General features: G+C 60.5%; 23 protein-coding genes and 1 tRNA gene. 10 read left to right on the top strand and 14 right to left on the bottom strand.

Annotated elements, in window-relative coordinates; all coding sequences use genetic code 11:
• Window positions 1-74 precede the first annotated feature (74 nt).
• Window positions 75-1,163: a DNA-processing protein DprA gene (gene dprA, locus GKIL_RS06025; RefSeq protein WP_023172567.1), complete on the top strand. Its 1,089-nt coding sequence runs from the start codon at window positions 75-77 to the stop codon at window positions 1,161-1,163.
• Here dprA and GKIL_RS06020 read toward each other — a convergent pair.
• Complete coding sequence (locus tag GKIL_RS06020; protein WP_051382694.1) at window positions 1,160-2,014, bottom strand: DUF4198 domain-containing protein; 855 nt, start codon at window positions 2,012-2,014, stop codon at window positions 1,160-1,162. The two genes, dprA and GKIL_RS06020, sit on opposite strands and share 4 nt — an antisense overlap.
• Before the next feature lie 332 nt (window positions 2,015-2,346).
• Between GKIL_RS06020 and GKIL_RS06015 the strand changes: the two genes are divergently transcribed.
• The gene (locus GKIL_RS06015) at window positions 2,347-3,192 is read left to right on the top strand and encodes a sensor histidine kinase (RefSeq protein ID WP_187293895.1); all 846 of its coding nucleotides are present in this window, start codon (window positions 2,347-2,349) and stop codon (window positions 3,190-3,192) included.
• Here the strand turns inward: GKIL_RS06015 and argZ are convergent.
• Complete coding sequence (argZ, locus tag GKIL_RS06010) at window positions 3,177-5,258, bottom strand: bifunctional arginine dihydrolase/ornithine cyclodeaminase (protein WP_023172562.1); 2,082 nt, start codon at window positions 5,256-5,258, stop codon at window positions 3,177-3,179. The genes GKIL_RS06015 and argZ overlap by 16 nt on opposite strands.
• A gap of 62 nt (window positions 5,259-5,320) precedes the next feature.
• Window positions 5,321-6,151 (bottom strand): alpha/beta hydrolase, encoded by an 831-nt coding sequence (locus tag GKIL_RS06005; protein ID WP_187293894.1) that lies wholly within the window; start codon window positions 6,149-6,151, stop codon window positions 5,321-5,323.
• Window positions 6,152-6,347: 196 nt separating this feature from the next.
• On the opposite strand from GKIL_RS06005, the gene infC reads away from it, so the two are divergent.
• On the top strand, window positions 6,348-6,842 hold the full coding sequence (infC, locus tag GKIL_RS06000) for a translation initiation factor IF-3 (RefSeq protein WP_023172560.1): 495 nt from the start codon (window positions 6,348-6,350) through the stop codon (window positions 6,840-6,842).
• Here infC and prmC read toward each other — a convergent pair.
• The 3 genes from prmC to GKIL_RS05985 all read right to left on the bottom strand — a co-directional run bounded on the left by prmC (window position 6,817) and on the right by GKIL_RS05985 (window position 9,376).
• Window positions 6,817-7,677, bottom strand: coding sequence for a peptide chain release factor N(5)-glutamine methyltransferase (gene prmC, locus GKIL_RS05995; RefSeq protein ID WP_023172559.1), 861 nt, complete (start codon window positions 7,675-7,677; stop codon window positions 6,817-6,819). The two genes, infC and prmC, sit on opposite strands and share 26 nt — an antisense overlap.
• An 11-nt stretch (window positions 7,678-7,688) precedes the next feature.
• Window positions 7,689-8,519: a Tic22 family protein gene (locus GKIL_RS05990; protein ID WP_023172558.1), complete on the bottom strand. Its 831-nt coding sequence runs from the start codon at window positions 8,517-8,519 to the stop codon at window positions 7,689-7,691.
• Between the two features lie 98 nt (window positions 8,520-8,617).
• The gene (locus tag GKIL_RS05985) at window positions 8,618-9,376 is read right to left on the bottom strand and encodes a Tic22 family protein (protein ID WP_023172557.1); all 759 of its coding nucleotides are present in this window, start codon (window positions 9,374-9,376) and stop codon (window positions 8,618-8,620) included.
• 65 nt (window positions 9,377-9,441) lie between these two features.
• Here GKIL_RS05985 and sixA point away from each other — a divergent pair, with 65 nt between their 5' ends.
• The 3 genes from sixA to GKIL_RS05970 are packed head-to-tail and all read left to right on the top strand — an operon-like array spanning window position 9,442 to window position 12,185.
• Window positions 9,442-9,918, top strand: coding sequence for a phosphohistidine phosphatase SixA (gene sixA, locus GKIL_RS05980; RefSeq protein WP_023172556.1), 477 nt, complete (start codon window positions 9,442-9,444; stop codon window positions 9,916-9,918).
• A complete protein-coding gene (gene glpK / locus GKIL_RS05975; protein ID WP_023172555.1) occupies window positions 9,915-11,381 on the top strand; it encodes a glycerol kinase GlpK in 1,467 nt (488 codons plus the stop codon). Before sixA ends, glpK begins: the two co-directional genes overlap by 4 nt.
• Before the next feature lie 24 nt (window positions 11,382-11,405).
• Window positions 11,406-12,185: an ABC transporter permease gene (locus GKIL_RS05970; protein ID WP_023172554.1), complete on the top strand. Its 780-nt coding sequence runs from the start codon at window positions 11,406-11,408 to the stop codon at window positions 12,183-12,185.
• A 49-nt stretch (window positions 12,186-12,234) separates the two neighbouring features.
• Here the strand turns inward: GKIL_RS05970 and GKIL_RS05965 are convergent.
• The 4 genes from GKIL_RS05965 to GKIL_RS05950 all read right to left on the bottom strand — a co-directional run bounded on the left by GKIL_RS05965 (window position 12,235) and on the right by GKIL_RS05950 (window position 14,256).
• Window positions 12,235-12,306 (bottom strand) — tRNA-Gly (locus tag GKIL_RS05965).
• Between the two features lie 40 nt (window positions 12,307-12,346).
• A complete protein-coding gene (locus GKIL_RS05960) occupies window positions 12,347-12,574 on the bottom strand; it encodes a hypothetical protein (protein WP_023172553.1) in 228 nt (75 codons plus the stop codon).
• Window positions 12,575-12,579: 5 nt separating this feature from the next.
• A complete protein-coding gene (locus GKIL_RS05955) occupies window positions 12,580-13,566 on the bottom strand; it encodes a homoserine dehydrogenase (RefSeq protein WP_023172552.1) in 987 nt (328 codons plus the stop codon).
• Window positions 13,567-13,635: 69 nt separating this feature from the next.
• Window positions 13,636-14,256, bottom strand: a complete 621-nt coding sequence (locus GKIL_RS05950) for a flavin prenyltransferase UbiX (RefSeq protein ID WP_023172551.1) — start codon at window positions 14,254-14,256, stop codon at window positions 13,636-13,638.
• Between the two features lie 169 nt (window positions 14,257-14,425).
• Here GKIL_RS05950 and GKIL_RS05945 point away from each other — a divergent pair, with 169 nt between their 5' ends.
• Complete coding sequence (locus GKIL_RS05945) at window positions 14,426-15,442, top strand: type I glyceraldehyde-3-phosphate dehydrogenase (RefSeq protein WP_023172550.1); 1,017 nt, start codon at window positions 14,426-14,428, stop codon at window positions 15,440-15,442.
• A gap of 52 nt (window positions 15,443-15,494) precedes the next feature.
• Here the strand turns inward: GKIL_RS05945 and GKIL_RS05940 are convergent, their stop codons facing one another.
• Window positions 15,495-15,848 carry a hypothetical protein gene (locus GKIL_RS05940; RefSeq protein WP_023172549.1) on the bottom strand — a complete coding sequence of 118 codons (354 nt, stop codon included), beginning with the start codon at window positions 15,846-15,848 and terminating at the stop codon, window positions 15,495-15,497.
• Between the two features lie 198 nt (window positions 15,849-16,046).
• Here GKIL_RS05940 and rdgB point away from each other — a divergent pair, with 198 nt between their 5' ends.
• The 3 genes from rdgB to GKIL_RS24580 all read left to right on the top strand — a co-directional run bounded on the left by rdgB (window position 16,047) and on the right by GKIL_RS24580 (window position 18,460).
• A complete protein-coding gene (gene rdgB, locus GKIL_RS05935; protein ID WP_023172548.1) occupies window positions 16,047-16,613 on the top strand; it encodes an RdgB/HAM1 family non-canonical purine NTP pyrophosphatase in 567 nt (188 codons plus the stop codon).
• Between the two features lie 219 nt (window positions 16,614-16,832).
• Window positions 16,833-18,185, top strand: coding sequence for a hypothetical protein (locus tag GKIL_RS22375; protein WP_023172547.1), 1,353 nt, complete (start codon window positions 16,833-16,835; stop codon window positions 18,183-18,185).
• 2 nt (window positions 18,186-18,187) lie between these two features.
• Window positions 18,188-18,460: a hypothetical protein gene (locus GKIL_RS24580; protein ID WP_144080330.1), complete on the top strand. Its 273-nt coding sequence runs from the start codon at window positions 18,188-18,190 to the stop codon at window positions 18,458-18,460.
• A 429-nt stretch (window positions 18,461-18,889) separates the two neighbouring features.
• Here GKIL_RS24580 and pth read toward each other — a convergent pair whose 3' ends face one another.
• The 3 genes from pth to GKIL_RS05915 form a co-directional block, all read right to left on the bottom strand.
• Complete coding sequence (gene pth, locus GKIL_RS05925; RefSeq protein ID WP_023172546.1) at window positions 18,890-19,468, bottom strand: aminoacyl-tRNA hydrolase; 579 nt, start codon at window positions 19,466-19,468, stop codon at window positions 18,890-18,892.
• A gap of 9 nt (window positions 19,469-19,477) precedes the next feature.
• Entirely contained in the window at window positions 19,478-19,918 is a 441-nt protein-coding gene (gene msrB, locus GKIL_RS05920; RefSeq protein WP_051382926.1) for a peptide-methionine (R)-S-oxide reductase MsrB, read from the bottom strand.
• Window positions 19,919-19,981: 63 nt separating this feature from the next.
• Window positions 19,982-20,944, bottom strand: coding sequence for a TerB family tellurite resistance protein (locus tag GKIL_RS05915; protein ID WP_023172544.1), 963 nt, complete (start codon window positions 20,942-20,944; stop codon window positions 19,982-19,984).
• Window positions 20,945-21,045 lie beyond the last annotated feature (101 nt).

The following is a 21,045-nucleotide window of genomic DNA, read 5'->3' as shown; positions in this document are numbered from 1 at the left end:
TCTGGCGGCGGTCCGGCGCTCGTGGGGAGTGGCTGCCCTCTGCCATTGTGATTGCGATCGAAGGAGGCAGAGGATTGGGCACAGAGCGGGCGTACTGGGTGGCCTGGCAGCAGATGCCGGGGGTAGGAAACGCAACGATCCGACGACTACTGGATCACTGCGGCACACTGCAGGCGGCCTGGGAAGCGGACGCAGGAGCGCTCGTGGAGGCAGGCTGTCAGGAGCGCAAACTGGAGGCGATCGTTGCCTTTCGCCGCCGCATCGAACCTGCGGCGCTGCTTGCCAGACTCGAAAAGCGCTGGCCCACCTTCTGGACACCGGCGGATTCGGACTATCCCCCTCTGCTGCGCGAGATTCCCGACCCGCCTGCGGTGCTTTTTTATCGGGGCCATCGCCCTGCTCCCCTGCCGCCTGCTGTCGCCGTCGTCGGCACCCGGCGACCGAGCGCCTACGGCCTGCACTGGGCGGAGGCGATTGCCGGTGCCCTTGCCCGCGCCGGTTTTCTGGTCGTCTCGGGGCTGGCGATGGGCATCGACGGGGCTGCCCACCGCGCCGCTCTGGCCGGAGGCGAGACGATGGCTGTTCTGGGCACGGGCTTAGAGCGCATCTATCCCTACGAGCACACCGAGCTGGCGGAGCGGATCGCCCGGCGGGGTCTGTTGCTGTGCGAGCAGCCCCCCGACGCCGAGTGCCCGAGCGGCTGTTTTGCCCGCCGCAACCGGATCATCGCCGGTCTGAGCCTGGCTACGATCGTTATCGAAGCTCCGGAGCGCTCTGGGGCACTCATCACAGCCAACCTGGCCTGCGACTACAACCGCGAGCTATTCGTGTTGCCGGGGCCGCTCGATTCTCTGCAGTCCCAGGGGGCTTTGAAGCTGATTGCCCAGGGAGCACGGGTGATCTGCAGCCTTGAGCAGTTGCTGGTCGATCTGGGCAGCCATCTCATCCGCACGACTCCGCCCGCCCCGGCGACGCCGCTATTGGACGAGGCGGAGCGGCGAATCTGGGAGTGCCTGGAGACTGCCAGCCTCAGCTTCGACGAACTGGCAGAGCGCACCGGGCTTGCAGGAGGAGAGCTGGCCAGTCTGCTTCTGGGCCTTGAACTGCGGGGGCTGCTCGCCCAAAAGGCCGGTTCGCGCTACAGCCGCGCCTGCTGGAATTAACTGCCGGCAATCGCAAAGGTGATCGAACTCCAGAAACTCTCCCAGTCGGTCGCGCCGCAGTCGCTTGTACAGGGGCGCATGTGGACCAGCCGCACGATCCAGGCACCGGGTTCATCGAGACGAAAAGTAGCCCGCCCCGCCCTGTCGGTGCGCGCTGCCAGCCGACGGTTGGGGCCAAAGGCGTTGATCTGCTGATCGACGAGGGGCTGGCCCGCGAAGCGGATGCGAACGCTCAGATTCTCACCGGACCGCAGCCGGGCCGGGTTCTGCTCGGGGACAATCTCGATCGTCTGGCCCAGCGTGCGCCCGGCAACGTCGTCGTTGAAGACCGTTCCCAGCTGGATAATCGACTTGATGCTGCGGGCGTAGCGCTCGCGGCCAGGGCTCTGGGCTTTGCCAAGTTTGCGGCGCAGTACCAGGATGTCGTTTAATCCTTCCTCGCTCAGGTACGCCTCAAATTCTTTGGGCTGGAGCACGATGTTCTGGGCATTGCGGTCGAGGCTGATGAGGTAGGTGCCGGGAGTATCGAGCCTCAGATCGACGAGGGGCAGCTGGCCGTCTTTGGCAGTAGCGCCAAGATCGCGCCCGCCGGTGGCTGAGCTGAGCTGAAAACGGGGTGTGCGGTCTTTTTGAAAGGGCCGCTCGTTCTCGATCTTAAAATCGTCGCCGTAGTAAAGATGCACCTTGATTGGCTCACCGGGGACAGCGGTCAGTTTCTCGGGCATGAGCCAGTAGTCGTGCGACCAGGCAGGAGCCGCCGTCAGTAGCCCGCCGGTGAGAACCAGGCAGGCGGCAACGCTTTTTGCTCTCGTCGCGTTTCGGATTCGCTGTCGGTTTTTAGAGATACCCATTGCGGAGTTGGAGAGACCCTGGTGGTTTTGACTGGACAAAGCATTTTCCCTCGCCCAGAATAACTGACGAAAGGCTGTTCTTCCACCTGGACGGCCAGACATGTACAATCAGGAAGATTTCTCATACAGCTCCTGACGCTGTTCTCGCTCAAAAAGTGTTGAGATACGGGCTTTCGAGTACAAAAAGCCTGATGCAAGTCAATAAAGAAATATGTCATTTTTAGTAAAATTCTAGCGCTTCCCCCATTCAGGTGTAGCAGTAGTCAGACAAATGCGCTTTGCTGTAAATGGAGGAGTGGGTCCAGTCCTATCGTTGCGTTCTGATAGAAGTCATGGACGTTTCTCGCTCCACCTCGTCTTTGCCGGCCCAGGATTCTGCCGCCCAGGCCACCTACGTCGCCGCTCTTGAGAAGACTCTGCGCCAGGAGCGGGCCGGACGGTTAAAGGCGGAGCGGGCCCTGCGTCGGACGCAGGCAGCCAATAGCGCCAAAGATCGTTTTCTATCGATTCTCTCCCACGAGTTGCGCACGACCCTCAATTCGATTCTGGGCTGGGTTGTGCTGTTGCGCGCCGAGCGCCTCGACCCATCGACCAGCGCCCGCGCCCTCGAAATCATCGAGCGCAACGCCGCTACTCAGAGCAAGCTGGTAAACGACCTGTCAGATATTTCCCGGATCATCCAGGGCAAGCTGCGGCTTGAGCTGCAGCCGGTTGCCCTCCAGGCAGTTGTCCGCTCCGCCCTCGACACGGTGATGCTCGCTGCCCAACAAAAGCGGATCGAACTGGTCTTACAGATCGCTGTGGACGAGGGCGTTCAGGTGCTGGCCGATCGCGAGCGGCTGGGCCAGGTGGTCTGGAACCTGCTCACCAACGCGATCAAGTTCACCCCCGAGGGTGGACGCATCGAGATCACTCTGCGCAGCCAGGGCTCTGAGATCGAACTTATCGTCTCTGACAGCGGCATCGGTATCGTCGCCGAGGCGCTGCCGCACCTGTTCGAGCTATTTCACCAGAGCGAGAGGGCTATTCACCACAACGGCAGTGGCCTCGGGCTGGGGCTTGCCATCGCCCGCGAGATCATCCACCTGCACGGCGGCCAGATTCGAGCCGAGAGCGCCGGAGCAGGCCAGGGAGCGACTTTTACTGTTCGTCTGCCCCTTGCTCAGTTGCCCAGGTAGTGCAGCTGGCGCACCAGGAGGCTCAAAAACAAACCGACATCGGTGACGACGCCGGTCGATTCGACCGAGCCGCGATCGGCGAGCTTGGTGACCACCGCCGGGTTGATATCGACGCAGACCATCTTTACACCGGCGGGGGTCATGTTGCCGACGCCGATCGAATGGAGCATCGAGGAGAGCATCAAGATCATCTCGGCTCCCTTGAGCAGGCGGGCGTAGTCGGCCTGGGCCTCGATGAGGTCCATCTCGGTGTCGGGCAGGGGTCCGTCGTCGCGGATCGAACCGGCGAGGGAGAAGGGCACACCGGCTCTGACGCACTCGTAGAAGATGCCCGAGCGGAGGACGCCCTGCTCGACGGCCTGGCGGATGCTGCCGCAGCCGCGAATCAGGTTGATCGTCTTGAGGTGGTGGCGGTGGCCGCCCTGGATGACGACGCCGCGCTGGAGATCGACGCCCAGGGAGGTGCCGTGGAACGCCTGTTCGATATCGTGGACGGCGATGGCGTTGCCGCCCAACAGCGCCTGGACGTAGCCTTCGCGAATCAGGGTAGCGAGATGAAGGCCGCCGCCGGTGTGGATGACGACTGGACCGGCCACTACCACCGCCTTGCCGCCCTGCTGGCGCAACCGCCTGAGCTGCCAGGCCACCTGCTCGACTACCAGTTCCACCCGCCTTTCGCTGGAGACGCCGCTCGCCATAAACGCAAATTCTTCGCGCTCGGAACGGTCGGGCCGCGCTTTTTGATGGCGGGTGCGGATGCCATCGACGCCGCAGACGACCTGATCGCCCACCCTGACATCGCGCAACAGGACGCAGCGGGCACTGGCAGTCTCAGGATCGACGACGATCGCCCCGTCCATGCGCTGGTTGGCGGCGAGCACCCACTGGCCGGCGATGCGCACCTCGGTCGGGTAGATGTTGGTGACATAAAAATCCTGCGGGGCAACGCCCTGCTGGTTCACCGGCTGCAGCTCCGCGTCCCTTTCGGCCTGCTCCGGCAGCGCTGCGCCCCGGTCGATGAGCTGGGTGAGCACGCTTTCTAAAGTATCGGTGCTGGGGGCGGTGATTCGCAGCCGGGTATAGGAAGTGTCCTGGCGGCGCAGACCGACCTTAAAATCTTCGATCTGGAAGCTCGCCCCGCCTTTTTGAATGAGGTCGATCACCTCGGTCATCAGGGCCGAATCGAGGAGGTGGCCCCTCAATTCGACCGTGCGCGCCGTCGTCTGCACCTGGGGCAGCTCGACGGTGCGCGGCTCAGTCAGGCGCAGCGTCAGGCACTTGGCCGCTCCACCGGCTTTGAGAAATTCGGTGAGGGGCGTCTGGCGGACGGCAAAGCCGCAGCTGTCGAGCCGGGCAGCGAGGCCCGCCGTCACCTGGTTGACGATCACCGTCCGGCCTACGTTGACGGCGTTGCAGGCAAAGTTGACCGCATCGGCTTCACCGACGACGATCCGCTTGTCGGGGTGGACCCGCGACTCGATGAGGCGGTTAGAAATCTCGTCGAAGGCGGGCGGGTAGTAGAGCAGGTAGCCGTCGGCGAGGGGGCAAAAGCAGGTGTCGAGGTGATAGAAGCGGCCATCGACCAGCCGCAGCGAGAGCACTTCGCTGTCGAGGTACTTGGCCAGGTACGGGTGCGATTCGAGGGAGGAGCGAAAACCGTAGCCCGCCCACAGCCAGCGCCCCTCGCGATCAAAAAGCGCATCTCCTGCCCCTTCAAAGGCGATCTTTTCGGGTAGCTCGCAGACGACGTAGCCCTGCTTCTCGAACCAGCTGCGAAAGTACGGCTCCTCGCCCTGGCGCTCAGGGTGAAAGAAGCGGCTGAGCACCACGTTGCGGTCGAGCACCAGCCCGGCGTTGGCCGTAAAGACCATGTCGGGCCAGCCCGGTGCCGGTTCGACCAGTTGCACTTGCGCCAGACTGGTGAGCAACTGGTAGAGTCCCTGCCACTGGCGCTCGGCCTGCTCGCGAGAGGAGCGATGGACATTTCCTTCCATCCAGGGATTGATGACGTAGTCCACCTCGTAGTGGGAGGGGGCGCACATCAAGTAGCGCAGTGCGGTGCTCATAAAACCTCGGCTAAGTTGGCCCGCCCATTCTAAGCCAGCCGGGCGGGCGAACCGGGCCACTGTTAAGTACGCGCAGCAATCCAGCCTGCGATGGGCTCGATCGCTTCCTCCGCCACCGCCAGATCCGATCGCAGGTTCTGCTCGGGCGAGCGCCAGCCCGCGAAGGGCACCAGCCAGTGATCGAGCCCGTCTAAGAGCAGGCGCTCGGCGTTGGGCAGCTTGCTTACGAGCCGCAGCGATTCGCCCGGCGGAAAGATCCAATCGGCGGTGCCCTGCACGACCAGAATTGGACAGCTAATCGCCTTCAAGCTCACCGGCAGCAGGGCGGGCCGCTCGCCGTACTCGGCCTGCAACTGGGCGAGGGCCACCAGTCGTTCGCCCGGAGGCAGATCCGCCAGCCGGGCGGCGGCTGCCTGCCGATAGCCCATCAATTCGCCCACCGGGCTCACCGGCGGCGCAATCAGCACCAGGCCAGCCGGCGGATCGTCCACCAGCCGGGTCGCAGCGACGAGCGCCAGGGTACAACCGGCACCGTGAGCGAGGAGCACCGGGCGGGTTCCCAGTTCCGGATAGCGAGAACACCGGGCAATGAGGGCGAGAAAATCTTCGAGGGCGGTCTGGGGACTTGCCAGTTCGCCGCTGCTTCTGCCGACGCCGCGCCCCTCGCTGCGCAGGGAGGCAATCCCCCGCTCCGCCAGCCCCTCCGCCAGCTGGCGCAGGGGGGCAAAGCCGACGTCGGTGTCGTTGCCGTCGCGGTCACTCAGCCCGCCCGCCGGTACGAACAACACCCCAGCGGCAACCGGCGCAGCGGGCACGAGCAACTCGCCGCGCACAACCGCATCGTCCAGTTCGACTTCGACTTCAAAGGCGTCAAAGGCCGTCAAAGCGCACACCCGTGAGACTTCGGTGACTTGACAGAGAGCAACGGAAGTTTCTATCCTAATAGTATCAACACGCTTTTTCCAACCACCTGCAGCCAGGGCCGACGCTCCGGCTTGCTTTGTTTTTTGGGAAAGCTTTTCTCGACTGGAGGCTCTTAGAAGATTGGTCATCAAAAAGCGCTCTGACCGTGGACAAGCGAACCTGCCCATGATCAACGAGCGAATCCGCTTTCCAAAGATTCGCGCCATCGACGCCGATGGCACCCAGCTTGGCATCATGCATCCGCGCGACGCTCTGCGCATCGCCGAGGAGCGCAACCTCGATCTGGTCGTCGTCAGCGAAGATGCCCAGCCACCCGTCTGCCGGATCATGGATTACGGCAAGTACAAGTTTGAACAAGAAAAACGCGCAAAAGAAGCGCGCAAAAAGCAGCACACCGCCGATGTCAAAGAAGTCAAAATGCGCTATACAATCGGCGAGCACGATTATCAGGTGCGCGTGCGCGACACGATTCGATTTCTCAAAGACGGCGACAAGGTCAAATGCACGATCATGTTTCGTGGCCGCGAGATCCAGCACGCCGAGCTGGCTAAAAACCTGCTGATGCAGCTGGCGAGCGATGTCAGTGAAATAGGCGAAGTGCAGCAGGAGCCCTCGGTCGAGGGCCGCAACATGATCATGATCCTGGCTGCCAAGCGTTAGCGCAGACAAAGCGCTCGATCCCCGACCAGTCGCAGACCGTGCGAATCTGGTCGTACTGCCCTGCTTTTTCGATCAGCTCGACGACCGCTGCGGCCTGTCCGGCCATCAGCTCGATGGCCACAAGCCCCCCTGGCCGCAGGTAACGCCTTGCTTTCGCCACCAGCAGCCGGATCGTCTCCAGCCCGTCCGCCCCGCCGTCGAGGGCAAGCCGTGGCTCGTGCAGCCGCACTTCGGGCATCAGCCGATCGACCTCGGCGCTCGGGATGTAGGGCGGATTGCTGATAAGGCAGTCGAAGGCGAGCAGGGGCAGGGGGCTAAACCAGTCGCCCTCCACCAGATGAATCCGTTCTGTCAGGCCGTAGGTGCGGATATTGGCATCGGCCACAGCCAGCGCCTGCTTTGAGATATCGGTGGCCCAGAGTGTCGCCGTCGGTAGAGCGCGGGCGACGGCGACGGCAATCGCCCCTGAGCCCGTGCCCAGGTCGGCCAGCAGGGGTTGTTCGAGCGATTGGCAAAAGGCAATGGCCAGATCGGCCAATAGTTCGGTCTCGGGGCGGGGAATAAGGACAGCCGGATTGACCTGCAGCTCCAGATCGCGCCAGTAGGCCCGGCCCGTCAGGTACTGGACCGGAACGCACTCGCTGAGCCGTCGCCGCCACAGCTTCGTCAGTTTGTCCTCAAAGGGCCCAAGCGCCTCCGGCCCCAACAGCCGCAAGCGCAGGCGGTCGAGGCCGCTTACCGCTTCGACCAGATAATCGACTTCAGCCGGATCGATTCCTCGCTCCTGCGCCTGGGTAAGCGCCTGGGCGTACCAGCTGCGAGCTTCACCGGCCACCGGCAGGTAACTTATTTGGGCGGAGTCGAGGGGGCCGGAGCGGAGGCTGGCGCTGGAGCTGGAGCCGGACCGGCCTGGGCCTTGGCATTTTTTTGGAGCGTCTGGACGTACTGGACCGCCTGCAGCGACGGTACAAAGGTGAGCTTGGTGAATTCGGCGTCGTTTTTGCCCTCGAGCATCGTCGAGACCACCGAATCGAGGGAAGCCACCTCGATATTCATCTGCTTGGCCAGTTCGGGCTTGGAACGCTTGATCTCGTTGACGTTGCGCTCGAGATCTTTTTGATCGAAGAACAGCGGCACGTACTGCTTGCCATCCTTTTCAAAGGTAACGAAGCCCTTGGCCTTGGTCTTGTCGTCGCTGCCCATCGCGTAGAAGACCGGGATGCCAGGAAAGCTCTTGATGTTGGCATCTGACTTTTTGGAGATCTCAAGGGCGTAATCGACGGTCTTGGGGTCCGTCAAAAACTGGAACGCGACTTTGTTGTCTTTTTTCTTTTGCTCGTCGCGGACGGCCTTGAAAGCCTGCCCAAGGCTGATGACTCCGATCTGTGAATTTTTGGCGGCCTGGGCGTTATTTTTTTGGAAATTGCCGTAGGCGTCCTGCACCGCCTTTTGATCGAGAAACAGTGGCAGGATGGAAGTGTCCTTCTTGTCTTTATCCTTGACAGTGATGATCAGCGGATTGCCCTTCGGATCGACGATCGTGAAGACCGGCACGCTGTCGAGTTTTTTGATGACATCTTCCTCGGGAAGGGCCTGAGCGGAGGTACAGACTGCGATTGCGCTCAGCAGACCGGTGAGGCTCAATGTCGCCAATCTCTGCACAAAAAGTCGTTGCATGTCACTCCAAAAAGGTACGGTGGTCAGTTGTCTAAATGCGTGGGTCTGTAGCCCTAGCCATCGTAGTGCAAGACCGCCCAGGTTGCCGAGGAGTTCCTCTATTTAGGCTTCTGCAGGGTTTTGGCGTATTCGAGGGCAGCCCGAGAGGGAATAAAAGTAATCTTCTCAGCATCCTTGTCGCTCTGCCCGCTGAGCATCGTGCCCACTACCGAATCGAGGGTGGCCACCTCGACACTCAGGTTGCCGGGCAGGTCGGAGCGGCCCTTGCGCAGCGCCGCCAGATTGCGCTGCAGGTCAACTTCTGAGAAGAACATCGGCAGAAACTCCTGGCCATTGCGCTTGAGGGTGAGAATGCCGCGCCGATCACCGCCGGTGAGAAAAAAGACCGGTACCCCCTGAAAATTTTTGAGGTTGGGATCTTTTTTCTTGGCGACCTGATAGGCGTACTGGATGCTGGCAGGACTGCTCAAAAATTGAAAGCGCACCTTGCTGTCTTTTTTTTCGCGCTCCTGTTTGATCGCCGTGTAGGCGCGCCCAAGGGCCGTCGAGGCGACCTGATAGACCTTGCCCTTGTCGGGGTTCTGGTCTTTGACCAGTTTTATCGCCTGCTGCGCCAGAGTGGAGTCGAGATAAAAATTTAAGATGCCGATGTCTTTTTGTTGTTTGGGAATGAGCAGCAGGGGCGAACCCTTGGCATCGATGATCGTAAAGACCGGGACCGCGTTGAGTTTGGCAACCAGTTGATCTTCGCTCAGGGCGAGGACGGGCAGGGCAGCAACCGAGAAGGTGAAGAGGGCAATCGACAGAACAAGCCAGACAGCCTGACGCCAACCGGGCGATGCTCCAGGAAATTTCATAGCCTACAGGAATAACACGGGGCTATATTAGCTCATCGCAGCAGTGGCAGTTGGAGAGAGGCGGCATGGATCTGTTGTTGGTTCGCCACGGCATCGCCGAGGAACATGGTACCCGTACCAACGATGCAGAGCGGGTTCTGACCGAAGAAGGCCGTCAGAAAACCCGCCGGGTGGCAAAGCGCTTGCGCGAGCTGGATGTGCAACTGGAGATTGTTCTGACCAGTCCGCTTATTCGCGCCCGTCAGACCGCTGAGATCTTGATCGAGGAGGGGCTGGCCAGTTTGCTGGAACTTTTTACACCCCTTTCTCCCGGCGGGGCTCTGGCTGACTTCAGGCAGTGGCTGGTGGCCCACCCGGCAGTGACGAGCGCAGCGATCGTGGGCCACCAGCCCGATCTGGGATTGTGGGCGGAGGCGCTCCTCTGGGGCAGTCCCCGGCGGGGCCTCGACATCAAAAAAGCGGGGGTGGTGCGCATCGCTATCGAACCGACTGCCCTCACAGGCAACCTGCTCTGGTTCATCCCGCCGCGAGTGCTCCTGTGAGCCGCGAGGTCGTACTCGCCCTCGATCTGGGCACCACGGGCATCCGTGCCCTGCTATTTGATCGTTCTGGCGCACTCGTCGCCGGCAGTTACCGCGAATTGCCCCAGATCTATCCGCTGCCCGGCTGGGTCGAGCACGATCCGCTCGTCATCTGGCAGCTCACCTGCGAGGTGATCGCCGAAGTCCACGCACCGGGCCAGTTTCACATTGCCGCCATTGGCCTCACCAACCAGCGCGAGACCTGTCTGCTCTGGGATGGCCCCACGGGTGAACCGATCGGCAACGCCATCGTCTGGCAGGACCGGCGCACCGCCCCTCTGTGTCAGAAGCTGGTGGCCGCAGGCTGGCAGGGACCGATCCAGCAGCGCACGGGCCTGGTAATCGACGCTTACTTTTCGGCCACCAAACTTGCCTGGCTGCTGGAGCACCACCGGCCTTCTATTAATACTCTCAAAGCCGGGACGATCGACAGCTGGATCGTCTGGAAACTCACTGGCGGGCAAGCGCACCTCACCGACACGAGCAACGCCGCGCGCACGATGCTCTTTAACCTCCAGACTCTAGATTGGGACGCGGAGCTGTTGGCGCTGCTCAATATTCCCGCCGAGATTTTGCCCACAATCAAGCCATCGATAGGTGTGCTCGCCCACACCGACCACGCCATCCTGGGCTACAGCGCCCCGATCGCGGGCATCCTGGGCGATCAGCAGGCGGCCCTCTTTGCCCACGGCTGCAACCGGCCTGGCCTGATGAAGTGTACCTACGGCACAGGCTCGTTTCTGGTCGCCTACACGGGCGATCGGCCCATCCTCTCGCGCCACCGCCTGCTGAGTACCGTTGCCTGGAGCGATACGCGCTCCACCGGCTACGCCCTAGAAGGAGCGATCTTTACTTCCGGTGCGTGCGTGCAGTGGCTGCGCGACAGCCTCGGGATCATCGAGACCGCCGACCAGACGGCTGCCCTCGCCGGCAGTATCCCGGATAACGGCGGCGTCTACTTCGTTCCAGCACTCAGTGGTCTGGGGGCACCCCACTGGGATATGGAGGCGCGGGGGCTCCTCATTGGTCTCACCCGTGGCAGCGGGCGGGCCCAGATCGTCCGGGCCGTGCTTGAGGCGATCGCCTTTCAGGTGCGCGAGGTGACAGACGCGCTTACCGCCGACACCGGTACTCCTCCGCAGCGGCTCAAAGTCGATGGCGGCGCGGTGCGCAACGACTTTTTGATGCAACTGCAGGCGGACGTGCTGGGTATTCCGGTCGAGCGGCCCGCCCTCATCGACACCACCGCCCAGGGAGCGGCCTTTGCCGCCGGACTGGGCACGGGCTTCTGGCCGGACTACGACCGGCTGGTAGCCGAGCGGCCCATCGACCGCACCTTCGTGCCGGGCGAGCACCAGCTTGCTACCCAGGCCACCTTCGCCATCTGGCAGCGGGCCGTCGAGCGCGCCAGGTACTGGGCATAAATCCGCCTGGGCGATAATGCTCCCATGCGCTACTTGCGAGTACTGCAACTGTTCTGGACGACGGCTCTGGCGGCGGAGGCAGAATATCGCGCCAACTTCGTTCTGGCGGCGATCAACAGCCTGGGCCAGCTCGCGGGCAGTTTGTTCGGTCTTTTTCTTTTTTATGGCAACGGCTACCGCTTCGCGGGCTGGCGCTGGGAGGAGGCGGTAGTCGTGCTCGGGCTTTTTACCGTCTTTCAGGGCTTCGGCACCACCTTCCTCAGTCCCAATCTCAACCGGATCGTCCAGCAGGTGCAGCAGGGCACCCTCGACTTCGTGCTGCTCAAGCCCATCAGCAGCCAGTTCTGGCTCTCGACGCGCTCGCTCTCGCCCTGGGGTCTGCCGGATCTGGGCTTTGGCCTGTTTCTTATCTTTTATGCCGGTGGCCGCCTTGGGATTGCCCCCGGCAACTACCTGCTCGCCCTTGTTCCCCTCGCCTTTGGCCTGGTCATCCTCTACAGCCTCTGGTTCATGCTCGGGGCGACGAGCATCTGGTTTGTCAAGATCTACAACGTCACCGAAGTGCTGAACGGCTTACTCGAAGCGGGCCGCTACCCGATGGTGGCCTACCCGTTCGCCTATCGCCTCTTCTTTACCTTCGTTATCCCGGTCGCCTTTCTCACCACCGTACCCGCCGAAGCCCTGCTGGGCCGAACGCAGATCGTCTGGCTCGCCGGAGCCGCCGCCCTCGCTGCTTTTCTATTTCTGGCGTCCGCTCTTTTCTGGCGCTTTGCCCTGCGCTTTTACACCAGCGCTTCGAGTTAACTTGAAGGTTGGTTTTTCTCTGAAAGCCTGCAATCAGATTTTAAGAGCAAGCGGGTGAAGAGATTCGAACTCTCGACATCTTCCTTGGCAAGGAAGCACTCTACCACTGAGTTACACCCGCAGAGCGCGAACTTCATTATGGCCAGAGGGCTCGGCGAGTGTCAACTCCTCGAAGCGCCGGGCCATTCGTCCTCCCACTCCCGCGTCAGCTTCTCCAGCAGCGCTTCTGCCTGCGGACCGTTCAGAAGCAGCAAGTCGGCGCTGTTGCGGTAGGTGCGGCCAAAGCTGTCCCACCAGAAGCGGTTGAGGATGACGCGGGCGCGCATCCGATGGCTGCTGTTGGTAAAGCCGCTGATCCGGTTGAGTTGTTCTCGGGAGATACGGGTCATAGGGACTAGTGGGCGAAACGGGGCATCAAATCGGCGGAACTCCAGATTCCGTAGTGGCCGCGTCTGTGCAGCTCGACCCCAGTTTTGAGATAACCGAAGGCGGGACCGCAGACGTTGGCCGCCATCGAGGTCTCGTCGCCAAGGACGAAACTGTGGGTGGAGATTTTGCCCTCGAAGGTGCGACCGGTGAGCTGGACATTGGTGCTGAGCGGTTTTTGGGGATTGCGCGTATCGACGACACCGCCTACCTGCACCCGCTCCCGCGCACAGATTCCGGCGCGCTCCAGCAGGATGTCGTCGGCGTGTTCCATATTTTCGAGCTTGAGCAGGCCGCCGGTGCTCTCAAGCAGTGCCGCCACCTCCGCATCGCTCATCGAGCGGGCTTGCTCGGTCGAATAGCCCTCTAGATGGGCAATGTCCTCGCGCACCGTCGAGCGATAGGCTTCCCAGTTGGCGATGCCGACGCCGAAGGTGATCCGCACGCTCAGGACTTCGACAAAGCTCTGGGCGGCGAGGGCTGCCGCCGCCGTCAGCAGGCCGGGCGTCGCTCCGCAGCCAGTAATGTAGGTGATGCCTGAGCGCTTGAAGGCATCTTCGAGGCTAAGCAGTTGCTCAACAGCGCTCGTGCGCTTGATCGCATCGACAAGTACGCCGCGCCAACCGCTGGCGATAAAACTTTGGGCGACGGAGGCCATGAAGGTGTTGGGCAGGTTGGGCAGTGCGAGAAAGTAACCGTCCACGGCGACATTCTGGGCGAGCAGCGCCTCGATGGGATCGGAGGTGAGCACACCGGCTGTCCCCAGATAGCCCACCGACCCGTGGATGCGCATCGCCTGTTCCAGCGCCACCGCGTCGAGTCCGTCGCCGCTGTGGGCGTAGCCTTTGCTATCAGCAACTGCCACCAGTTGCAACTCGCGCTTGTGGGCGAGCAGCCGCCCCGCTGCCTGCCCAAGCCCGCCGTAGCCCAATAGACCGACCCTGATTGCTACCATCGCCGCCGTTTGACCTGCGCCAAAATTATAAACGCCTCCCGGCGTTTGACTGCAACTCGCCCGCAGATTTCACCGATCCGGTTGCCAGCGCTCAAAAAGATCGTGATCGATATCGAGCTGATCGAGGGCGCGGCCAACCACAAAATCGACCAGATCCTCGATGCTCTGGGGGCGGTGATACCAGGCGGGAATCGCAGGCACGATCCGGGCTCCAGCCTCAGCAAGGGCAGTGAGGTTGCGCAGGTGGATGAGGCTAAAAGGCGTCTCGCGCGGCACCAGTACCAGAGAACGGCCTTCTTTTAGATGCACGTCCGCTGCCCGCTCCAGCAGGTCCGAACTGAGCCCGGCGGCCAGCTTGCCGACGGTGGCCATGCTGCAGGGGATGACGATCATGCCGCGTGTGCGGTAAGAACCGCTCGCGATCGAAGCGCCGACATCGGCCCAGGGGTGACAGCGCAACTTGCCCGCGAGCGCGCCGCACTGCTCGCGCCAGAAGCGCTCCTGCTCACTGGCCTCAGCGGGCATCGTCTGGCCCGTCTCCTCGCGCCAGACCATAAAACTGGCGCGGGAAGCCACCAGGTCCACCTCGTAGTCGGCAGCGAGCAAAAAACCCAGGGTGCGCACGGCATAGATGAGGCCGGAGGCACCGGCGACACCGACGACAATCGGGCGATTGGTGGAGGCGGGCAAGGACGATCACAGAAACTCTTCCTTCAGCCTAGGCGATCGGCAGTGGCCCGCCACTGCTCAAGTATTTTTACCTAATGCCCAAGCTGCTGTGCTGGAATTTTCGGGGTAAACTTCAGATGGCTGGAGGTATGCACTCCACCACGGGTTTTCATCTAGCAGGGACGCAATAATGACCATCAGAGTAGCAATCAACGGCTTCGGACGGATCGGGCGCAACTTTTTGCGCTGCTGGCTGGGTCGCAAGGAGTCGCATATCGAAGTCGTTGCCATCAACGACACCTCCGACCCACACACCAACGCCCACCTGCTCAAGTACGATTCGATGCTGGGCACCTTCGGCGGTGAGGTAAGTTCCGACGAGAACTCGCTCATCACCAACGGCCACACGATCAAGTGTTATTCCGATCGCAACCCCCTCAACCTGCCCTGGAAGGACTGGGGAATCGATCTGGTGATCGAATCGACGGGCGTGTTCACCAGCCGCGACGGTGCCTCCAAGCATCTGGCCGCCGGTGCCAAGAAGGTGTTGATTACTGCTCCAGGCAAAAACGACGACGGTACCTTCGTCTACGGCGTCAACCATCACCTCTACGAGCACGACAAGCACACGATCATCAGCAACGCCTCCTGCACGACCAACTGCCTTGCGCCGGTGGCCAAAGTTCTTCACGAGCAGTTCCGGATCGTCAAGGGAACGATGACGACCATCCACAGCTACACCGGCGATCAGCGCCTGCTCGATGCGAGCCACCGCGACCTGCGCCGCGCCCGTGCCGCTGCCCTCAGCATCGTGCCCACCAGCACCGGAGCTGCCAAGGCGATCGGCCTGGTGCTCCCTGAACTCAAAGGCAAGCTCGACGGCCTCGCCTTCCGGGTACCCACCCCCAACGTCTCGGTGGTCGATCTGGTGGTCGAAGTCGAAAAATCTACCCTGGTCGAACAGGTCAACCACGTCCTCAAAGAAGCGGCGGAGAACGAACTGAAGGGCGTACTCGCCGTCAGCGAAATTCCCCTCGTCTCGATCGACTACCGCTCGACGGACGTCTCCTCGATCGTCGATGCGGCCCTGACGATGGTGCTCAAAGACAACCTCGTCAAGGTAATTGCCTGGTACGACAACGAGTGGGGCTACTCCCAGCGCGTCGTCGATCTGGCGGAACTGGTCGGCGAGAAGTGGACGGCTTGATCGGCTCTGCCTCAGCCTAAAAAAAGCGGGTGCAGTCACACCCGCTTTTTGTTCAGGAGGTTTTTTGGGCGGGCACAATGTCTGGACAGAGGTAGCAGGCGGGTGGACCGAGCGCACCTGCCACCGGGACCGGGATGGGTTCGCGGCACTGCACGCAGTACTCGAGGTCGTACTCGGCGTGGATCAAATCAGCAAATGCGTAGTGATCGCCCTCGACGAACAGATGAAAAAATTCGCCGCTCTCTAAAAGTCGGTCGATAAAGTGATTGAATGGCTCGGAGTAGTTGCCGCGACGATCGTACACCCGCTCGGAGAAGGTGATGATCTTTCCTTTTTCGCTCACCAGGCAACGGCCCTTGTTGATGTAGTGGGCGATGTAGTGTTTGAGGTCATAGAAATTAGCCATGGGACGCACCCGCTGCTATTGATCTGTGCATAAAGGGAAGATAAATTCAGGTTAGGCCAAATTCGCCGAAATTCCCGGATCCTCAACAAAGTTAATCCTGATGTGCTGATTACTCATCGTTCGATATCATTCTTAGTAGAAGAGGTAACACAAAATTATTGACCGCACAGTGATCACTTTTTAAGTGTTGAGATAAGAATGCAACGGCTAATATTGGCAACAAATAATCAAGGAAAAATAAAAGAATTGCGCCATCTGTTCGCTGGGAGTGGCTGGCAGCTTGAAGCGGCCCCGCCGGGCTTTGCCGTCGAGGAGACCGGAGCGACGTTCGCTGAAAATGCCCGCCTCAAGGCGCTGGCCGCCGCCCAGATTACAGGCGAGTGGAGTGTGGCGGACGATTCGGGGCTTGTGGTGGAGGCGCTCGGGGGGGCACCGGGAGTCTACTCGGCCCGCTACGGCAAAGACGACGACGAGCGCATCGCCCGCCTGCTCACTGCCCTATCTGGGCAGAGTGACCGCGCCGCCCGCTTCGTCTGCGCCATTGCCCTCGCCCGACCGGGGGCGGCGCTTATCGAAGCCGAGGGGGTCTGCGAGGGCCAGATTCTCGAAGCGCCCCGTGGCACCGGCGGCTTTGGCTACGACCCGGTTTTCTGGGTGAGTGAGGCGAACAAGAGCTTCGCCGAACTCGACATCGCTGAAAAGGAGCGCTACAGCCATCGGGGCCGGGCGGTGCGCGCCCTGCTCGCCGCCCTCGCTACTAAGTAGGTGAGCGAGATTAAACCGTATGACATTTGACTGGATACCCTCGGCTGTCAAACCCCCACTCGAGGGATAAGTTGGTTTCCTATCGCTTCCACCAGTACTTGCTCCAGTGAAGGGGATTCCACTTATTACTGTAGTTAAAGATTTCCCCCGAATAGTTCTTGACATTTCTGATCTGCTACTCTAAATTGCGCAGATAGTAACCCTTTCAGCAAGCGCGTCATGAACGAAGCAAATTTCTTCGAGGGCGAGCAAGAGTATTCAGCTGCTGGTGCAGACGAAGAACAGTATGCCGCCGCCGATTTTGACGACGAGCAAGAAGACCCTGCCGATAACGAAGAAGAAGAGCAGCCCTATGCTGTGGCCGACGGCTATAGTGAGGCGCAGGCGGACCTGCAGGGCTATGACCAGAGCGAGCAATTCGATGGCGACGGTGGTCAGTCTGACTATGGCTTCGTAACAGATGCAGGGTACGGACAAGATCTAGGAGCATCCCAGGACGACGGAGCATCCGATTTTTCTTACGGCAACGCCTGGGATAACGACAGCTCTGCGCTCTTGGGACAGCCGGGTACAGACTTCGAGGCTAGTGCTGATAGCTACGGCTACATCAAGGACGGAGGCTACTACACCGCTGATCTGTTCGGCGAACGACAAGGTGCGGGCTTCGAGGATTTTTCGGACACCTATAGTCGCCAGGACGGCAATGATAATGGCATTGATTCGTCCGGTGAACAACAAAACACGAGCTTTGGGAGTGTCATTGACGGTTATAGCTACAACTACGACAATTCTGCTCTCTTCGATGGCCAGCAGAGCGTGGATTCGGGGAGTGGGGTTGACAATTATGGCTATGGCCAGCAGGAAGATAACAACGGTTATGCCAGCACCGCCTACACACCGGATGGCGAAGCGTCCTACAACTTGATGGGGTCGCAGGAGCTAACCGGCTATGGACAGAGTGACAACAGCGCCGATTACAGCGTGGCCAACAGTAGTTGGGGTGAGTGGAACGCCTTCCGAGACGGGCAAGGTGGGATAGCTGACGATTCCACTGGTACCAATCCAGCGTTAGATGAAACACCAGATATCCGAGACCCGAGCGTGAGCTATATCGGTGGAGCTGCTTCTGGAACAACTGAGCAAAGCAGCACTACTCCTTTTGCTGGTCAAATCGCTGGAAGACCGCCCGTTGGTCCAAATGGCTACCCTGATGATCAGACGTGCAAGACCCTGAACGAAATTGAGAAAAAATATCCACCATCGCCCCAGCAAAAACGTCGAGAACAAGAGAAAAGAGAGTGGGATCAAGTATTGATGCCAGGGGCTGGCGGCTTACTCGGAAGTGTTGCAGGTGGGGGTACAGGAGCGGCTGGGGGAACCTTAGCTGGGGGACCGCTCGGGGGAACAGTCGGAGGTCTGGCTGGTGGAGCTATTGGTGGTCTGGCAGGAGCACTTGCTGGAGAATCTGCCCGCCAAGATAAATGGTGGATCATTGATGCAAACGATTACTGCCGCCAGAATGGTACTCAAGCGCCTTGGACCAAACCTGAAAACCCTCAATCCCTGAAATAGTCATGACATCAAACCTGCTTAAGCCTGAATTCATTGGATGGGCAGTCGCAAATGGAGCATTCATTGCTGCCGCATCACAAGTAGCTTTTGCTTGGGCTGGTATTAAGTGGTACAGATCTATTTTTGTTGCTGCTCTTGTTGTAGCGGTGCTGGCAACGACCTGGAGTGTATCGTTAAATCCTATAGGCACAGCAATTGCTGTGGGGGCGTTTGTTGTTGTTCTGATACTCTCGTTGCCCTTATACAAATGGCTTGTCTCTACCGATGCTAAATGACTTTTCAATCTTGAACTTGGGTTCCGAAATAGCCATGACATCAAACCTGCTTAAGCCTGAATTCATTGGATGGGCAGTTGCTAACGGCGCTTTTATACTGGCTGCCTCTCAAATAGCTTGGGCACAGTCTGGTATCAGGTGGTACAAATCAGTCTTAATTATTGCCTTGATTGTGGGTGTCCTTGCTACTAGTTATAGTGTGATCTGCAACCCACTTGGCACTGCACTTGTGGTTGGTATAGCTACTGGAACTATAGTTCTGCTATGGCCCTTATATCGTCGATTGCTCTCAGCCCAGTGGTAATTCCCAGATCTTAATAAGTAGAGTGTATTCAGCGCCGCTTTTCTCTTATCGACTTACATAAAGATTTGCGGCAGTATATTCTGGTTCATCAAGGATTCGACAAATCATGTGTTTACAATCGTTGCTTAATAACTTTTTGCGTTGAAGATACTCATCGCCTTTTCAAAACCGTCCTTGAGGGCAGCCTCGACCGCCTCGACGCAGCCGTCGAGGATTGCCGGCAATTTTTCGCTCTGCTCGGGGCCAAATTTGCCCAGTACGTAGCCACTCATGTTCTCAGGGGGTGGATCAGTGCCGATGCCGATGCGCAGGCGGGCAAACTGGCTGGTGCCCAACTGTTCGATGAGCGACTTGATGCCGTTGTGGCCGGCGGCGGACCCTTCAAGCCGGAGCCGGATCTTGCCGAAGGGCAGGGCCACCTCGTCGTAGAGCACCAGGATCTGATCGGGGGCGATCCGAAAGTAATCGCTGAGCGTCCGCACCGCCTGACCGGAACTGTTCATGTAGGTGTTGGGCTTGAGGAGCAGGGCCTTTCCGGCAGGCCCCGCCCCCTCGGCTACCCATCCCTTGAAGCGGCTCTTTTCTGTCCAGCCCAGGTGCCAGCGGCGGGCCAGCGCATCGACGGCCATAAATCCGGCGTTGTGGCGGGTAAGGGCGTACTGGGGGCCGGGGTTGCCCAGCCCGACGAAAAGACGCAGTTCCATCAACCCTTTTTACGACACCGGCAGGTCGCTGCTAGTGGAGGTGGTCCGCTCCGGTGCTGTCGGAGTAAATTCGAGGGCAACCGAATTAAGGCAGTAGCGCAAGCCTGTGGGCCGGGGACCATCGGTAAAGACGTGGCCCAGGTGGGCGTCGCAGCGAGCACAGAGAATCTCAGTGCGGCGCATTCCGTGGCTGGTGTCGGTCTCGGTACGAACATTTTCAGCGCTCACCGGGGCGAAGAAGCTGGGCCAGCCCGTGCCGGAATCGAACTTGGCATCGGCGGTGAACAAAGGGAGCCCACAGCAGACGCAGGTGTAGATTCCCGGCTGCTTGTGATCGTAGAAGGCACCGCAGAAGGGCCGCTCTGTTCCCTTTTTGCGAGTGACGAGGTACTGTTCGCGGGTCAGCTGCTGCTGCCACTGTTCATCGGTCTTGACGACTTTTTCGATCATCTGAACCATCCGTGCTCTCTCTATCTGTACTACGTGCAGGTGCGGGGAAAAGATCGCTTCTTATCAGGTGCTTCTGGTCAGTTCCTGCACCTTTTGCTGGTACTCCGCCTCGGTGAGGCGGCCCGCCTTGAGGTCCGCTGCCAGGCTTTGCATCTGCGGTTCAAGCGCCTGCTTTCTTGCGGCGATCGCCTCGGCGTTCTGCTGGTAGGCGGCCTCGCCTGCCTTGCGCGCCAGCTTTAATTCTTCGCGCACGCTCGCCGCATCGAGGGTGCCGCCGCCTGCGAAGTACTTTTTGGCGACCTCTCCGGCGGCGTAGGTGGTGGCGAAGGTGGCCGCCCCGCCGAAGACGCTGCCCGCTCCTGGAATAAATTTGGCCAGGTTGCGCACGGCGATCGTCGCTCCGACCAGCCCGAGGTTGCCGACGATGAGGGCGCGCACCTCGCGGGTCTTCGGTTCGTTTGGATCGAAGCCGTAGATTCTGGCGATGTTGAGGACCATCAGCCCCTGCAGCACGACGATCAAAATATCGAAGGCGATCGAAAAACCGGGGACCGGAAAAGCGCCCAGCACCGCCGTCGTCGTCGCCTGGCTGAGGATGAGTTTTCGCACCTGCGCCTCGCGCTCCGCCGGGTCGCTCACGGCCTCGCCCGCAATAGCAGGCTCCGCCTGGACGGCTGCCAGGGCTCCGGCCACCGCCTGCACCTTGGTCTCGGGCAGGGCGTAGGCAGCGCGGATCTGATCGAGCAGCGCCTGCTCTTCGGGGCTGCACTCGCCGTCGATGTAGGCCATCGTGTAGGCCGAATCGTAGACGGCGGAGCGCGCCTCCGGGTGGGTCACCTGCTCCAGCAGCTCTTCTAGCGGGTTTTGCTCTGCGAGCAGGCCATCGACATCGACGTCGGGCAGTTCTACGCCTTTGAGCGCTTCTGCAAGCGCCTGGCGCTCCTCGTCTTTGAGCACGCCGTCCGCCCACACCATCCGAACCAGAATCCTGAGGCTGGCGAGAGCCTCCTGCTGGGTTACGCTCATCGGTCGATCTCCAAAATATCCATCGCTAGGGTGCCGTCCCGATTGTGGCATCCTCCCGGCTCCCCGTGCTGTGCGCCCGCAGACGAACCGCTGCGCCCCCC

Origin of the sequence: Gloeobacter kilaueensis JS1 (assembly GCF_000484535.1) — a bacterium.
Lineage (GTDB): Bacteria > Cyanobacteriota > Cyanobacteriia > Gloeobacterales > Gloeobacteraceae > Gloeobacter > Gloeobacter kilaueensis.
The sequence above is the reverse complement of the archived record's forward strand: the minus strand, read 5'-3'. Positions and strand labels throughout refer to the sequence as shown.

Bases quoted from the DNA above. Each gene is read 5' to 3' on its own strand.
- GKIL_RS05970 (WP_023172554.1), top strand. From the start codon at position 11,406: ATGCGCTACTTGCGAGTACTGCAACTGTTCTGGACGACGGCTCTGGCG.
- GKIL_RS05960 (WP_023172553.1), bottom strand. From the start codon at position 12,574: ATGACCCGTATCTCCCGAGAACAACTCAACCGGATCAGCGGCTTTACC.
- GKIL_RS05940 (WP_023172549.1), bottom strand. From the start codon at position 15,848: ATGGCTAATTTCTATGACCTCAAACACTACATCGCCCACTACATCAAC.
- GKIL_RS05915 (WP_023172544.1), bottom strand. From the start codon at position 20,944: ATGAGCGTAACCCAGCAGGAGGCTCTCGCCAGCCTCAGGATTCTGGTT.
- rdgB (WP_023172548.1), top strand. From the start codon at position 16,047: ATGCAACGGCTAATATTGGCAACAAATAATCAAGGAAAAATAAAAGAA.
- infC (WP_023172560.1), top strand. From the start codon at position 6,348: ATGATCAACGAGCGAATCCGCTTTCCAAAGATTCGCGCCATCGACGCC.
- GKIL_RS05955 (WP_023172552.1), bottom strand. From the start codon at position 13,566: ATGGTAGCAATCAGGGTCGGTCTATTGGGCTACGGCGGGCTTGGGCAG.
- msrB (WP_051382926.1), bottom strand. From the start codon at position 19,918: ATGATCGAAAAAGTCGTCAAGACCGATGAACAGTGGCAGCAGCAGCTG.
- argZ (WP_023172562.1), bottom strand. From the start codon at position 5,258: ATGAGCACCGCACTGCGCTACTTGATGTGCGCCCCCTCCCACTACGAG.
- GKIL_RS06020 (WP_051382694.1), bottom strand. From the start codon at position 2,014: ATGGGTATCTCTAAAAACCGACAGCGAATCCGAAACGCGACGAGAGCA.
- sixA (WP_023172556.1), top strand. From the start codon at position 9,442: ATGGATCTGTTGTTGGTTCGCCACGGCATCGCCGAGGAACATGGTACC.
- GKIL_RS22375 (WP_023172547.1), top strand. From the start codon at position 16,833: ATGAACGAAGCAAATTTCTTCGAGGGCGAGCAAGAGTATTCAGCTGCT.
- GKIL_RS06015 (WP_187293895.1), top strand. From the start codon at position 2,347: ATGGACGTTTCTCGCTCCACCTCGTCTTTGCCGGCCCAGGATTCTGCC.
- GKIL_RS05985 (WP_023172557.1), bottom strand. From the start codon at position 9,376: ATGAAATTTCCTGGAGCATCGCCCGGTTGGCGTCAGGCTGTCTGGCTT.
- GKIL_RS05945 (WP_023172550.1), top strand. From the start codon at position 14,426: ATGACCATCAGAGTAGCAATCAACGGCTTCGGACGGATCGGGCGCAAC.
- GKIL_RS05990 (WP_023172558.1), bottom strand. From the start codon at position 8,519: ATGCAACGACTTTTTGTGCAGAGATTGGCGACATTGAGCCTCACCGGT.
- pth (WP_023172546.1), bottom strand. From the start codon at position 19,468: ATGGAACTGCGTCTTTTCGTCGGGCTGGGCAACCCCGGCCCCCAGTAC.
- GKIL_RS24580 (WP_144080330.1), top strand. From the start codon at position 18,188: ATGACATCAAACCTGCTTAAGCCTGAATTCATTGGATGGGCAGTCGCA.